Raw genomic sequence first — 15,597 nt, 5'->3', positions numbered from 1 at the left:
TCTTTGGATTTCTTGTTCCGATGAAAATGTTGGCTGTGGAAGTTCGTAAAAGGGAGTTAAGGTCCAGGGTCCGCTAATTGGGCTTTTTTTAAAAGCGTTCGTTTTCGCAGGAATCTTTTGTTCCTCATGTCTACAAAATAGCGACAATCTTTCCTGTATGTCTGCCGCGGCCAAAATATGTTATAAGTTCTGGTATTTTCTCAAAAGCATGCGGACCATCAATAATGCATTTTAGTTTTCCTTGGCTATAAAGCTCGTTAATAGTGTCTAGACCTTGATTCGGTTTAAGACTTAGAATCTGGAGTTGCCTCTTAAAGAAAAAGGAAATGAATTTTTTGTAGCATAATATTTGCAATAGACGATGTAGTTTTCCACCTATCGAAACGTAACGGCCATTCTGCTTTAGTGAACGTAAATAAGCAAAAGGATTTCGATTGGTCTTACAATCTAGAATCAGGTCGTATTCTTGTTTGTTTCTGGTGAAATCGATTTTTTTATAGTCGATGACATGGTCAAACCCCATTGATTTTATGGTTTCCAGTTTTTTACCGGTGTCTACTCCTGTAACTTCACACTCGTGATGTTTTGCCAGTTGAAGAGCGAAAGTGCCTACGCCCCCACCGGCACCGTTGAGCAAAATTTTGTATCCTTTTTTAATTTTTCCCATCCGTAGGCCCTGTAAAGCCAAAAGTGCCGCATGGGGTATTGAAGCAGCTTCATGAAAATCCATGGTCTCCAGTTTTTTGACCACTGCTTTTTCATGAATGCAAATGTATTCGGCAAAGCTGCCGAAACCATAGTCAGAAATATCACCGTAAACGCTATCACCGATTTTGAGATTTTCAACATTCGGGCCTAGCGCCTCTACCGTACCGGCCAATTCCATTCCTGGAATTTGTCTTTTAGGTTTTCCAAGGCCGAACATAAGACGGTACAAATAGGGTTTACCGCGTACCATGCTCCAATCATAGTCGTTGATGGCTGTGGCACGGACACGAATTAGAACTTCATTTTTTTTAGGTACAGGTTGTGCTACTTCTTGAATTTTGAGCAACTCCGGAGCCCCGTATTTTGTACAAACAATTGCTTTCATTGAAACGGAAAGGGTTAATTTCAGTCGAGAATTTAAATATAGCAAAAAGGAAACAGGCCCGGTATACGCTCCGTTTCTTCGCCCTACTGTTCTTAAATTTCGATTACAAACGAGGTAATGGATTTTAATTTAGTGGCTTTGGCTCCGCTAAATTCATAAAAATCTGAAAAAGCATAGTTTTTTCCGTTTTGCATTTTCACAATTCCGCTAGCTGCGCCTTCCTTTCCATGGGTTAAAATTCGGTCAAGTATTAATTCAGACACCTTTTGTGCTTTCATATTTTTCAATTCTTCCCTCAATTTTTCTTTGCCCTCAATTTTTTTATCGCCGATTATATTCCAAACTATGCCGTCTGTAACACTTTCGAGCAGAAAATCTGAATTTCCTTTGGCAAAAGCGATATTAATCTTCTTTATGAATTCTTTTTTTGGTGCGTTTCCGCAATCTATGGTCAAGGTGATTTTTGTCATTTTGTGAATTTATATCCTTACTCCAACTAGTGGAGTAAAAAATATGTAGTTATTGGGATTGTATAATTGAAAGACAGTTATTTTGTCGAGGTTTTGAAGGGGTGTGCATAGTTAGTTTCCTAGTCCGTTTAAGTTCGCTTTTAAAATGGACTCGACATCGGCCTCTTCAACATGACCCAAAATGCCAAAATCTCCTTTGTATCCTTTTTCTATCAATATGTTGATCATTTCTTTTTCATAGTCACCCGCTCCAATGGTAAGTAATTTTGGCCCTTCTTTTCTTAGTCCATTTAAATTTACATTCCAAAGGTGGGGCAACATTATGGTTACCAATTCAGGAAAAGCGTCAATTTGTTTGTGCGCATGATGAAAATTGTAGACCAGGCCTAAATCTTCTTGCGGTAAAGATTCGATTATCTTTATTTGATTTTTAGGTTCCCCGAACCAACCCCCATGATTATACAACGCAACTTTACAGCCCAGGGTGGTTGCTTTTTTACTTAAGAATGCAATCATTTTCGCACCCTTTTCCATTGCATCGGCATCCGAAAGGTTCTCAAAAAAATTGTTATTGAAACTTACCCAGATATGTCCCTCATAACCTACCTCCTTTATTACACTAAAGACCTTCTCATTTGAGTTGTTCAATCCGTTCAAAGAATCCGAGTTATTATCTATCCAAAGCCAAAGCGCAATTACTTCGATGTCGTTCTTTTCAGCCAATCTCAATTCTTCAGCCATTTGTGGAAGATGCTCGCTTCTCCAATCATAGGCGTATTTCGTAATTCCCAGCCGCTTAAGCATTTCAATTCTTTCGGCAGGAGACCGTTTCATACGGTCATAGGGAACAATGCACCAAGCGTAAATATTCTCAAGGTCAATGATGCGATCCTTTTTTGTTTCCTTGCATGAAACGAGAAAGACAAGGGATACTATCAATATTGGAATATAATGTTTCATGTCGTTTGATTTTGTTCCTTAGTTTTTCGTATCCGCTTTGTTCAAGTGCGTTTTTTATGGAAATTGGCCGCGATGAGTGGTTCGAAATTTAAGTGATGGCCGATTCTTGGGTGTTTTGATTGGTGTACAAGAATATTGCCCTACTAATATAGCCATTAACGGTACGGGGGTGCTTACAAATTTAATCGTTTTTGATTTTCGTAGGGAATATTTAAAAACAACGCTTCGAACATTGGCTGCCCGAAGCGCTGGTTACTATTTTTGTTTAAGGAGTTTTATTCTACATCCCACCAAACTCGTGTGTCTAAAATATCAGGGCCTTGTCTACCAATTGCAGCGTCTAGATTGGCCGAATTGACCGTTCGTTCGGCATCGGGGTAGGTCAACCTTCGAATAAAATCTTCGGTCTTCAATTCCCCGCCAGGGTAGGGGTTAGGGGCTACGACGGGAAAACCGCTTCTTCTGAAATTGGCCCAACTCTCCGAACCGTTCAAAAAGGAAGATATCCAATATTGGGTGTTAATGTCTTCCAATTCCGATCCCGGTGTCAATGAATGTGTTGCCAAGTAAGCTGTGATTTCAGATTCAGGAACGGTCGTTTCTCCCGGCCAATCGGCCAGTTGTTCCATATGGGCGCGAATAGCCTCTTGATATACGGCGTTGGCATCACCGGAAGCCCATCCACGAACGATTGCCTCGGCATGTAACAATAACGTTTCGGAATAGGTTACATAGAAACTTGGAGCTTCGGGGGCGCCTAAGCGTGTTCGATCCAACTGGCTGTAATCAAAAAGACTTGCTACTCCGTCGGCGGCAACCTGTGGCGCTATGGTGGTATTATCGAACCCTTGAGGCATTCCTATTTGCACATCGGGATCTCTATCGGCATTTTCTGGAATTTGCCCCCCCTCCGACGCCGATCCTACATACCGAACCGCTATGGCCTCCAATCTTGGATCATCGTTGCTTTGCATAAAGTCGACCAGCTCTTTGTCCAAATAATAAAATGGCGCTTGACCACCGTTCAAATTGGTTCCCATAGCATTACGGAAGCTGGGGTCATGTCGAACCAAGGCATTGTCTTCATTGGAAGTCATTATACCACCGGCAATCGCCTTCGCCGAAAATTCTTGGGCCTTTGCGGGGTTGACTTTGACCAATCGCATGGCTGCTCTTAATAAAAGGGAGTGCCCCAATCTTTTCCATGCACTTATATTATCGCTAATGCCGGCACCGGCATACATGACTTCTTGGTCTACTGCATCATTTGCAGGGTTTAAGGCTGCGGAAGCTTCTTCCAGTTCTTTGAGCAGATCGTCGTAAATCAGCTCCTGAGGATCGTATTCCGGAAAAGGAATCTGTTCCAAAAATCCCTTCCCGGCACTAAAATATGGTACATCTCCATAGCTGTCGGTCAAAATCATAAATTGATGCGCCCGCCAAATTCGAAGCATTGACAATAAATTCGTTTTTTCGGGATCATCTTCAATGGATGCGATGCCGTCGACTAGATTTTTGATGGTGGTGCGATATCCAAGGTTCCAAAGTTCGAGCGTTGCAGCACGGTTATCTTGATTGAGATTCGCCCCGGTACCAACTCCCGCAAAGGGAGTAATCATCTGTCTCACGATTGTTACTTGATAGGTCAGGTTATTCCCATAACCAGGGGCACCTTGTATGATGGCGGTGTTCAGTTGATAGGTTGGATCTATTGAGACCAGACGGACTTTGTCGGTATTCAGGTCATCGAACCCATCGTCACATGAGATAAGCAATGCCATTATCAAAAACGTACTCGATATATATTTTGCTATATTTTTCATCGTCTTTGTATTAAAATTTAATGTTCATGTTAAAACCGATATCCCTGGTAATCGGTAGACCGGTGGCCTCTAGACCTGTGTATTGATCCCCGATGATCCCGTTTTGATCGGGATGGATATGGGGGACCCATTTTTTAAGAACGGCCACATTATTGGCAACAATATCGAATTTCAAGTTTTTTATAAACTTGATTTTATCCAAGTGTGATGTAAAGTCATAGCCTATTGATAATTGTCTTAGCTGCCAAGAGCCCGCATTGAAAACCGATGCTTCAGATCCCCTATGGGTACGTATCGTCTGGTAGTACCCTTGAATATCGGCCTGTGCCGTATTGACACTGCCATCGGGATTGACCCCTTCGCCAATGACGTACCCGACATCCCGTCCGACCAAAGTGGCTTTGTCAAGCCCGTGCCGATACGCATTGATGTGGGTACCTGAAATCATTTTATGGCCCAATTTGTAGTCTATTAAGAAGGACGCCGTAACGTTTTTGTATTTAAAGGAATTGGTAAAACCACCGACCCAGACGGGTAGGGCAGTACCAAAATTAAGCTGCTCTTCAGACCGTAGCGGAAATCCATTGTTTGGGTCGAATACCTGGTTTCCTTGGTCGTCGCGCAACCATCCATACCCGTAGAGCTGTGCCATAGGCTTACCGACCACCTGTCTAAGTTCTCCATGGAACTCGGCAAGTCCGACGGTAATAAAGTTATCATCGACACTTTCGCCAAGACTCAATACTTCAGAAGTATTATAGGATAAGTTCGCAGCGGTGTTCCATGTAAAGTTTGGGCTGCGTATGGGACTGACCGAGAGGAAAACTTCAAATCCTTCATTTCTACTTTCCCCAACATTTATACGACGGGTGGTATAGCCCGAGGCATCTGAGGTTTGTGCCTGGAGTATCTGATCGGAGGAAAGCTTGTTGTAATACGAAGCCTCGAACCGCAAATTATTGAACAGGGTCAGTTCTAACCCTATTTCCCGCTCGGTCACACGCATGGGTCTTAAATCGGTGTTGGGAATAGTACTGGTGTCGATACCGCCAACAGGCTGGCCTAAAAGTTGTAACGGATTGATTCGATAAGGCAGGTTGTCGGCGTATGCGCCCACATCAGTATCACTGCCAACCTCTGCATAGGCTAATCGTATTTTTCCGAAGGAAAGCCAGCTGGGCATATTTTTAAAGGCCTGGCTGAAAACAAAACTACCTGTTATGGAAGGATAGAGGATGCTTCTATTTTCAGGGGAAAGGGTAGAGAACCAGTCATTTCTGGCGGTGGCATTTACATACAGGAAGCCGCCGTAAGAAAGTTCGGCTGCAGCATATAGCGAATTTATCTGTTCTTCCGAACGCACGTAATTTGGCGATACCGTACTGGCATTTCCAATAGTGTATAGATCTCTAGTGTAAAAGTTCTCTCCTAAAATAGTATTTACATCAGATCGTCGATACATTTGGTTACCACCAAAATTCAACATGGTGCCAAACTCGCCAAATTGTTTGTTGGCACTGATCAAAAAGTCGGCATTGACCTCTCTGAAGCGGCGTTGGTCTTGAATATATTGACCGTTTACAAAACCTGGTGGCGGATCAGATTGTCTTTGACTCCCCGTGGGCAGGTTATAGTCGACATCGCGCATATAATAATCTTGCCCGACCCGAACTTGGGCAAAAAGCCAATCAGCAAAATCGTATTTAGTCGTAATGTTGCCATACACCCGATCTCGCGTATTGTTTTCAAACCGTTTTAGTGCAAAATAAGGGTTGGTTCTATTGGTAAACCTTGAATACGGAATTTCGTCCCCATTTGCATCGCAACAGTTCTCCCTTAAGAGATCTAGTGGCATTGTAGATGCAAGGGTATAAATGACCACAGGGCTAAAATCCTGTTCGGCGATATTCGGGGGGTTGGTACGTTCCTCATTCGAGTAATTGACATTTCCTGAAATGGTAAACTTGTTAAGTTTTTGGGTAAAACCAAGGTTTACCGTTCTTCTTACATAGTCGGAACCGGGCAGAATAGAAGTTGCATCCATATTGGAAGCGGAAAAATTCAAGCCGCCATTTTCGCCACCCGAAGCAACACTAATGGTGTTCATTAATGTAGAACTATTGCGATAATAATCCCTGATTTTGTTCGGCGTCGGGGTATAAGGCACTACTAACCCGTCGAATAAGACCTGTGTGCCCCCTACAGGCTCTCCGAAACTCCAAACCCCTGTATTGGGGAACGGCGCATCGGGTCGAACCCCGCCTTCACCTTGACCATATTCATACTGATAATCGGTGAAATCAAGAGGGGCACCATTGGTATAATTGGTGTTGAAGGTAACTTCTACCCCGCCATCTGCAGACCTATTTTTGGTCGTAATCATGATGACGCCATCTTTGGCCCTTGATCCATATAAGGCTGATGCGGCCGCACCTTTTAGAATGGTCATGTCTTCGACATCGTCAGGATTGATACTACTGAGTCCGTCACCACTATCGGACCGTCTATTGCTGCCTACTTCGCCAACGTCTCCCTGTACACCAAAAGAGGTGTTGTTTATGGGAACACCGTTTACCACGATTAATGGGGAGTTGTTATTCCCGAACGAGGAAATACCGCGGATCCTTATTTTACTGCTTCCTTGGGGGCCAGATCCCAACCCTGAAATATTGACCCCTGCTACTTTCCCTTGAAGGGCATCCATAAAATTCGGGGTTCGATTTACCGCGAATTCTTCTGAATCGACGTTGGCAGTTGCATAGCCCAGAGTTTTTCGGTCTCTTTCGATTCCCAGTGCCGTCACTACGACTTCACCTAAGGCCTCGGCACTTTCTTCTAAGGTTACATTGATGGTAGTTTGCTCTCCGACGACCACTTCTTTAGCCGTAAACCCGATATAGCTAAAAACCAGAACGGCACTACTGTTCGGTACGTTTATAGTATAGTTGCCATTGAAATCAGAGGTGACCCCAGTATTGGTTCCTTTTACAAGAATGCTTGTTCCGGGTAACGGCCCACCATTGACATCGGAGACGATGCCACTTATCGCAATGGGATCTTGCAATATGATGGGAGTTGTCGTATTTCTCGTAGTGCGATTCGTATTATGCGATATCAGTACGATTTGTTTGTCAATAATCTTAAAGTTTACCTTGCCAAAGGGAAAAAGCTTTTGGAGTATTTTTTCTATGCTTAACCCCTTTACCCGTATATTTACTTTGCGTTGCAAGTTTAAATCTTGTTTGCTATAAAAGAATTTAAACTCGGTCTTTGCTTCTATAGCATCGATTATTTCGAGTATCGTAGCGCCGGTTTTGTCTAAATCGATTTTTGTGTTTTGGGCGTAGCCCGAGGTGGCATGTAATTGACAGATTGATCCAGTGAAAAAAAAGAGGATTGCAATCACTTGACAATTGAATTTTGGAAGCAGCACATGGGCAATTTCCAATAGTTTCATTGGTTTTTTCATAATTGCTTTTTTGGTTGATTATGTTATTGAGTGTTTTGCTTGAAGGTGTTTCAGCACTTTCAGAATGCATACTTGTAATAGGTTGCGTTTAATTCATTCAGTAATTTTTAAGATTTTTCTTTTTCCCTGATGGTTATTGTGCTTCCCTTTATCCTAAAATCAAAAGGGGTGTGTTCTTGAAATACCCTCAAAATTTGATCTAGGGATTCTTTGGTGAAAGTTCCTGTAAATCGTTTTTTATTTAATGGTGCAACTTGGTTGTCAATAGCGATATTAAAATGTCTTTCCAGTATTTTGACAATTGTTTCAAAGGGGTCATCGATGAATATCAATTTTCCAACTGTCCAAGCGATGTGCTTATTTACGTTTACTTCGTCGATGGAAATGTCATCTTTGATCATGAGGGCGCGCTGTCCTGGAACAATTTTGATATCGTCATGGCTTGAGACATTACTGGTTTTATAGACACCGACACTTCCTTCAACTAAAACTACGGCGGTTTCTTCTTCTTCCCCGTAACCGCAAATGTTGAATTTTGTTCCGTATACCCGGGTATTCATAGTATTGGTGATAACTTTAAAGGGCCAAACCTTATCTTTTTCTACTGAGAAATAGGCTTCGCCATCAAGAAAAACATTTCTTGCGCTATTGTTTGAGAAGGCTACAGGATAGCGCAATTTAGAGCCTGAATTCAAAAAAACATGAGAGCCGTCTGAAAGTCTTAGTTCGAATTTTTTGCCGTAGGGTACGACGAGCTCATTGTAGGCTATGTGCTGTTGGTCACTAACTCTTTTCTTATCGTAAACGAGTGTGTTTCGCTCTTGATTTACAATCCTATTCCCTTTTTCGTTCATAATAACTTCCGAGGCCTGCTCCTTTAGAACGTGCACCGATCCGTCTTCAAGTTTTAAGGTTATCCGTGAGCCCATAGGCTCAATATTCCCTTGTTCTGAATTGAACAGCAAGTGGTAAAGCGCGAAGGTGGTACTTATTACGATAGTAAAGAGTGCCGCAAACCGGAGAAGGGATTTGATTTCAAATGGAGATGAAGGGTACAGTTGAAAATAGTTCCTGTTGCTTTTTTTCTTTCTTTTTTGAAAAATATTTTGCCACATCGTATCAATTTCCGTGGCAGAAAGTTCTTCTTTGCCGGCGAATTGTATCAGTCTTATCATACGTGCCGCATTTTCAACGGTATCCTTTTTATGGGGATGTTGAAGTACCCAATTTTCCCAAAAATTTCGGGTCAAACGGTCAGGGTCTAAGATCCATTTCTGAAAATAGGTGTCCTTTACAAAATCTTCTTCTTTGTAATGGGTGTATTTCATGCTTCAATCCATTAGGTACTATAGCAAGTAATTGCCCAGACTTACTACTTGTCTTTAGAAAGAGATGGAAAGTTGAGTTTTACCCCAACGAAATCTGTTTTTTTTGCATAAAAAACAGTGTTTAGTAGCTTGATATAAAGTGTTTTGGTAAGAATATTGTCAAACATGGGTATTCCTTTCCCATGTATATGCAACCTAGTTTTATTTCTGAAGATAATGCTATAGAACGCGTTACAGAATGCTATTTTGTCGTAACTGGTTTTTAAGATGATTTTCAAAAAAAACAGCACCATTTAAATCAAACGATGCTGTTTCCGACTAACTAAACTAACTAATTCTTTTATGAATAGCCCATGTCAATGGCGTGCATTAGCGCTTTAATATACCCAAAAGCATAGGCGTGACCTTGAAGATTGCTTCCCGGATCTTCGTGTCGCGGAATATGGTCGGGCATGACCATTCCGGCATAATCAACATCACGTAGGGCTTTGATAATTTCACCGAAATCCATATCGCCATTGTCAGGATAGACTTCCTGGAAATTATTATACCCTCCTTTGATATTGCGTAGATGGATGTTGAATATCTGTTTGCGTTCGCCCACCCATTTAATGATGGGTAGAATTTCCGTTCTTGGGTCTTTTAAGCCTTCTGCCGTCGATCCAAGACAGAGGTTAAAACCATGTGAAGGGCTGTCGTACAATTGGGCAAAGCGTTTTATGCCCTCAAATACGTCGGGGCTGTTCCATCGGGTAATGCCACGAAAACCTACAGGTGCCGGGGGATCGGCGATATGGTTGGCCAACTTTATATTATATTCCTCGGCTACAGGAAGCACGCGGTCAAGAAAGTACGTGATGCGCTCATAAATTTCGTCGATGTCTACTTTTCCGGCAACGGTAAGCCCTTCATTTTTAGCGAGGGCCTTTTCAAGATTCCAAGTGCTGTAATAGGAATTGCCCCGTGTCGGATCTAAAGTGGGTTCGGTTCTGAGAATGACGTGTATGATGGTATTATATAACAGTGCTTTTACACCAGTTTTACTGGCGACGGAAATCATTTGCTGAATCATTTCGATTTCGCGGTCACGTTCCGGACTTTTACCCAACATAATATTCGGCGTGCTAATGTTTTCAATGCCGGCAGATGATAAAGGAAGGTGATAGGCGTCTAGCGCGATACCGTATTTTTCGCAAGCTTCCCGTTTTCGCATGGAGTCATCAAGGTCCCAGCCAATGCCTTCGATCATTTTAGGAGACCCACCATCCATATTAAAAACCCCGTATCGGGCTAAAAATTCGAGGTTTTCTTTTCCGGTTCCTCCATGTTGACATCCAATTTTCATCAACATTGGTTTTTTAGGTGTCTTGGTAACCGGGGCTTCTTCACTTGTCTTTTGAGCTTGGTCACCGCAAGCCGAAATAGTTCCTATTGACCCGAATGCCGCAGTAGCTCCTAATCCTCCTTTTAATAAAGTAGAGAGGGCCTTTCTTCGATTTAAGTTTTCAATTTCTTTCATTTTTAAAGGTTTTTAAAAGCATATTTAGCGACTTGGGCTTATGGGGTGATTACCATCTTTGTAGTTTAAAGTGCCATTGTGGGTCTACTTTTTGCATTTCTACTTCATCATTGCGTTCTTTTAAGCCGCATGCCAGAAATTTTTCATGCAGTTTTTGCAGCTGCTCCCGATCTAAGGTTACTCCAAGGCCGGGTCTGTCCGATACTGTAACGAATCCGTCTATTATCGGAATTTTCCCGCCTTCTATTACCTCGTCTATCTGCCAAGGGTAATGGGTGTCGAGGGCATAATCAAGATGAGGTATTGCTGCCCCCAAATGGGCCATTGCAGCCATGGATATGCCGAGATGGCTGTTGGAATGCATTGAAAATCCCCTATCAAAAGTTTGGCAGATTTTGTTCAGTTCCATAGATGCGCGCAAACCGCCCCAAAAGTGATGGTCGGATAAAATGATATGTTCAGAACCTAACCGAATGCTTGCAGGAATGTCTTCAAAAGAAGTAGTGCACATATTGGTCGCTAACGGAATGTTAACTTTTTGACTCAATAAAGCCATGTCAATTTGGCCTCTGACAGGATCTTCATAATATTCGAGAATACCCTCCATTTTCTTGCCGTATTTTATGGCGGTTTCCAACGACCAGATCGCATTCGGGTCTAACCGCAAAGGCATATCGGACCCAAAAGCTTCTCGCAAAGCCAAAATGCTTTCATATTCGATTTCCGGGGGGCGGGCACCGCCTTTTAATTTTATGGATTGAAAACCGAACGCCTTGCACATGGCTTTGGCTTGGTCGACCATTTGGGCGGGTGATAAGGCTTCTTCTTGTCGGGCCCGTAACCAACCCGTTGCTTCTTTGTCCGTACCAGATCCGAGTGCGCCACCAGCACCTTCGTATTTATAGAAAAGGTAAGCCGAAAAGGGTACCTTGGTTCTAGACCTTCCGCCTAATAAATCAACAACGGGCCGGTCTAATTTTTTTCCGATACAATCTAAACAGGCAACTTCTATTGCACTAAATAAATGAACCAATAACCTTTGGTCCCAAGGAGCTACGCCCCGTTGGTCTTCCCGTTCCCCAAATTTTTGATTGATCAACTTCTTGATCATATTGAGTTGGAACACGTCTTGACCGATGAGATATGGTTTTAATTCGGACAAGGCCTTATGTATTTTTTCGCTTCCTGGAATTTCACTCAGTCCGGTAATTCCCGAATCGGTAATTAGTTCTACGATAATTCGCAGGGCGTACGGGGCATGCAGGCCTGCAGCATTTAATAGGGGAGGGTCTCCTACTGCAATCTGGGTGATATCTATATCGGTTATTTTCACGGTTTCATTTTAATAGGATATTCAAGCTATTGGAACATTCAAATACCGGCCAATTCGGCAAGTAATACGTACAGGGCGCTATGGTCGAGCTCCCCTTTTTCCTGGGCGATTAGGGCATCCATGTTAGAAGCGACCTGTGCACTGCCGGGTAATGGGACGGAGAATTCCTTTCCCGCCTGAAGCGCGATGTTCATGTCTTTTCTATGTAATTTCACTTTAAATCCGGGTTTGAAATTGTCATCGATGATGCGTTGGCCGTGTAAATCTAGAATACGGCTTTGGGCGAATCCACCTAATAATGCCTCCCTCATCTTTTCGAGATTTACATCGGCTTTTTTGGCCAGGGCGAAAGCTTCCGCTACGGCTTGAATGGTCATTCCCACAATGATTTGATTACAAGCCTTCGTCGTTTGGCCGGCCCCTGCATCACCAATCAATACGGCACTTTTCCCCATAACATTAAATAGTGGGAGTACTTTGTTAAATGCATCTTCACTTCCCCCGACCATAATTGATATCGTGCCGCTTTCGGCACCCACTTGCCCACCGGATACAGGAGCATCCAATGCTTCAACCTTTTTTTCTTGAAAGGCGTTGTGTATTTTCTTTGCGGTAGCGGGGGCTATGGTCGACATATCGACGAAAATTGATTCCGGGCGTATGCCTTCAAGAACGCCATCTTTACCTAAAACTACCGTTTCAACTTCAGGGGAATCGGGAAGCATCGTTATGACGATGTCGCTATCATGGGCCAGATCATTACTCGTTCTATACGACTTTGCCCCGGCTGCAGTTACAGCTTTGGCCTCTGCGCTAGTTTCTAATATCAATACAGTATATCCGGCCTTGATTAAATTTAGTGCCATGGGTTTTCCCATTATTCCCAATCCTATAAATCCTACTTTTTCCATTTGCTGTGTTCTTTTTCTACTATTGTTTATTAAAATTAATTATGTTTTAGTCTTGTTGTTCTTACACCAGGGGCCATAGTTGCGCGGCAATTAGAATGACGATTAGACCAGTTACACCCATTATCGTCAACATGGGTGAAAATGTTTTTAATAGTTCCTTTTCTGTCAAGTTACTCATTTTACATACAATCCAAAACCCGCTATCGTTCATCCAAGGAAATATTTTAGACCCGCAGGCAATGGCAAGTCCGACATAAAGTTGATGATAGCCAAGGTCCATTGTTGCCGACATTCCTGCAAGGATGCCCGATGCAGTGATCATGGCAACTGTAGCCGATCCTTGGGCTGTGCGAACTACAACGGCTATAAAAAAAGCCAAGGGTATGATGGCCATTTGATAGCCCTGGGTAAGTTCTCCGATACGTGCGCTTATGCCTGTTTGTTGCAGCATTCCTCCAAAAGCGCCCCCCGCTGCGGTAATCAATATGATGACGCCACCGCTCATGAGTGCAGTTTGAACTGCCCGGCCCATAGCCGTTTTGTCTTCTTTTTTTTGAAGCACCAGAAGCACCAATGCGGATAACGCCCCGCAAATCAGGGCTGTGTTCTTCTCCCCGAAAAAGTTAACCAAAGTTAGTAAGATGCTTTCGGTGTTCTCGATATTCATAAAAGTATCAATTACCGCTTTGACGGTTATAAAAACCAAGGGAATTAAAACGGGAAGCGTAGAAAACCACAATGAAGGCAAGTGTTCATCTGATTTTAATGACAAGGCTTTTATATCTTTTAGTGGAGCGTCAACCGAATCGCGAAGGGGTACCGGCCATTTTCGATTCGCCCATACCGCATACATATAGCCCGTTGAAATAGTGAAAAGTCCAACTAAAATACCACCCAACATCATCATACCAATAGGAATGTTCATTTCGCTGATCAAGAATAAAGGTCCGGGTGTTGGTGGCACCAATGAATTGGCCATAGCGGCGCCTGCGGTAATGGCAAGTACCAAAAGTAAATAGTTTTTCCCTAATTTGTTGGCCAACGCTTTGGCCAAGGGAATCATCAGGTAAAAAACAGTGTCAAAAAAAACGGGAATGCCCAAAAAGAAACTTCCTCCTAAAAATGATATGGGGGCATTTTTGACCCCGGTCCATTTGAGAAGTGACCGTATAATTTTCTCTGCCGCACCACTTTCGAGCATACACTTGCCTATAATGGCGGCCATGGCTATGAGAATTCCGATTTTACCACATGTTTCGCCAAAGGCAATAGCAATTCGTTTGCCGACGTGCCAATGGGACATTTGGAGTGCCGTTTCACCATTGACGCCCTTGGTCAAGGCGAAAGTTTCAATAGCTGAAGCTGGGGTCAATAAAGCCACAGCGAAGGCTGCGATCAATAGGGCCAGAAAAGCGTGGAGACGAAGTCCGATAATTCCACCGACAACAATTACAATACCTATTAAAAGAATAAATAAAGGGTCGGAAAAAAAACTGACTAAGGCCATAGTGGTGGATTACGCTTTTTTTGAATTTAACAAATTGGCCATTTGGGAGGCGCCTTGACTCACAAAGGTGGCGTCGGAGCCACAGGCAATTAGTCGAATACCCATGTCATAATAAGTTTTATAGTCGTCAGGGTTGAACAGGAGGATGCCTACTGCCTTTTTGGCTTTGTCGGCAGCAGCGATAATGGCTTTTAAGGCGTTGATATAACGCGGGTGGTCTAGTTGGCCAAATATTCCTAAAGACATCGTTAAATCTGAAGGCCCCACAAACAATACATCGACCCCATCCAAAGCTGCAATTTCATCTAAATGGTTTAGCGCTTCGGTAGTCTCTATTTGAATTACCCCTAGAATGTTCTCTTTCGACTTTGTTCTGTAGGCATCGAAGTTTTTACCAAAATCCGTTGCCCTTACCATTTTGGCTACGCCCCGTTTTCCATCAGGTGCGTAATACAAGCCCTCAATTACTTTTTCTGCATCTGACGGGGTTTCGACTTGTGGACACATGATGCCTTCGGCCCCCATGTCTAAGGCTCGCTGAATACGTCTTTTATCATTGCTCTCAACTCGAATAACGGCACCCGTTGAACTGGCTTGTAGCGCCTGAAGCTGTAAGAGCGCGTCTTTTTCATTCCCTGAGCCATGTTCAAGATCTATCAAGACCCAATCAAAGCCTGCCTGCCCTACAATTTCGGCTGTTAATGAGCTGCCAAGATTTAACCAGCAGCCATTTAAGGCTTCTCCGTTTTTAAGTCTTGTCTTTAGGTTTTTCATAAAATATGCAATTGATTGGTGGTTATGAAAGCTTGGGTAATTGGTGGTGCTTTACAGTCAAGAGAGGGATTTTTAATTTTTACCCCATAGTTGAAGCATATTTTTCGAAAGTGTTGATATTTTATTGAATAGGTAAGTTTATATCGCGTGGTTTTAATCATAATCCAGCTTGGAGTTGAACTACTCAAAAATTATACTGCACTGCAGATTTTTTATTTTTTATACAACTATCGAATTCATTTTATTGAATGTATTAATTATTAGTTGTTAATTTATTTTGTACTTTGTTGGCATATTCCCAAAATTCCCCTAGCATTAATAGCATATAACTATTTTTCAACTGCGGATATATTTTATTTTGGATTTAAACTTATCATATTTTCAGAGCTACATTTCGGATGAGCGAAGTA

General features: G+C 42.7%; 11 protein-coding genes. All 11 read right to left on the bottom strand.

The window, feature by feature from the left end:
* Positions 1–130: 130 nt before the first annotated feature.
* The 11 genes from AACZ88_RS16405 to AACZ88_RS16355 all read right to left on the bottom strand — a co-directional run bounded on the left by AACZ88_RS16405 (position 131) and on the right by AACZ88_RS16355 (position 15,187).
* On the bottom strand, positions 131–1,093 hold the full coding sequence (locus AACZ88_RS16405; RefSeq protein ID WP_339712389.1) for an NAD(P)-dependent alcohol dehydrogenase: 963 nt from the start codon (positions 1,091–1,093) through the stop codon (positions 131–133).
* A 92-nt stretch (positions 1,094–1,185) separates the two neighbouring features.
* Positions 1,186–1,563 (bottom strand): nuclear transport factor 2 family protein, encoded by a 378-nt coding sequence (locus tag AACZ88_RS16400; protein ID WP_339712387.1) that lies wholly within the window; start codon positions 1,561–1,563, stop codon positions 1,186–1,188.
* 111 nt (positions 1,564–1,674) lie between these two features.
* A complete protein-coding gene (locus tag AACZ88_RS16395; RefSeq protein WP_339712385.1) occupies positions 1,675–2,523 on the bottom strand; it encodes a hypothetical protein in 849 nt (282 codons plus the stop codon).
* 275 nt (positions 2,524–2,798) lie between these two features.
* A complete protein-coding gene (locus tag AACZ88_RS16390; RefSeq protein ID WP_339712383.1) occupies positions 2,799–4,346 on the bottom strand; it encodes a SusD/RagB family nutrient-binding outer membrane lipoprotein in 1,548 nt (515 codons plus the stop codon).
* A gap of 10 nt (positions 4,347–4,356) precedes the next feature.
* Positions 4,357–7,815, bottom strand: coding sequence for a SusC/RagA family TonB-linked outer membrane protein (locus AACZ88_RS16385; RefSeq protein ID WP_339712381.1), 3,459 nt, complete (start codon positions 7,813–7,815; stop codon positions 4,357–4,359).
* Positions 7,816–7,922: 107 nt separating this feature from the next.
* The gene (locus AACZ88_RS16380) at positions 7,923–9,143 is read right to left on the bottom strand and encodes a FecR family protein (protein WP_339712378.1); all 1,221 of its coding nucleotides are present in this window, start codon (positions 9,141–9,143) and stop codon (positions 7,923–7,925) included.
* A gap of 340 nt (positions 9,144–9,483) precedes the next feature.
* Positions 9,484–10,662 (bottom strand): mannonate dehydratase, encoded by a 1,179-nt coding sequence (locus AACZ88_RS16375; RefSeq protein WP_339712375.1) that lies wholly within the window; start codon positions 10,660–10,662, stop codon positions 9,484–9,486.
* Between the two features lie 49 nt (positions 10,663–10,711).
* Complete coding sequence (locus tag AACZ88_RS16370; protein ID WP_339712372.1) at positions 10,712–11,995, bottom strand: enolase C-terminal domain-like protein; 1,284 nt, start codon at positions 11,993–11,995, stop codon at positions 10,712–10,714.
* 38 nt (positions 11,996–12,033) lie between these two features.
* Entirely contained in the window at positions 12,034–12,906 is an 873-nt protein-coding gene (locus tag AACZ88_RS16365) for a 2-hydroxy-3-oxopropionate reductase (protein WP_339712369.1), read from the bottom strand.
* A gap of 61 nt (positions 12,907–12,967) precedes the next feature.
* A complete protein-coding gene (locus AACZ88_RS16360; RefSeq protein WP_339712366.1) occupies positions 12,968–14,413 on the bottom strand; it encodes an SLC13 family permease in 1,446 nt (481 codons plus the stop codon).
* 9 nt (positions 14,414–14,422) lie between these two features.
* Positions 14,423–15,187 (bottom strand): aldolase/citrate lyase family protein, encoded by a 765-nt coding sequence (locus tag AACZ88_RS16355; RefSeq protein ID WP_339712364.1) that lies wholly within the window; start codon positions 15,185–15,187, stop codon positions 14,423–14,425.
* Between the last annotated feature and the right edge of the window lie 410 nt (positions 15,188–15,597).

Origin of the sequence: uncultured Kriegella sp., assembly GCF_963975415.1 — a bacterium.
GTDB lineage: Bacteria > Bacteroidota > Bacteroidia > Flavobacteriales > Flavobacteriaceae > Kriegella.
This window is presented reverse-complemented; position numbering and strand designations above follow the sequence as displayed.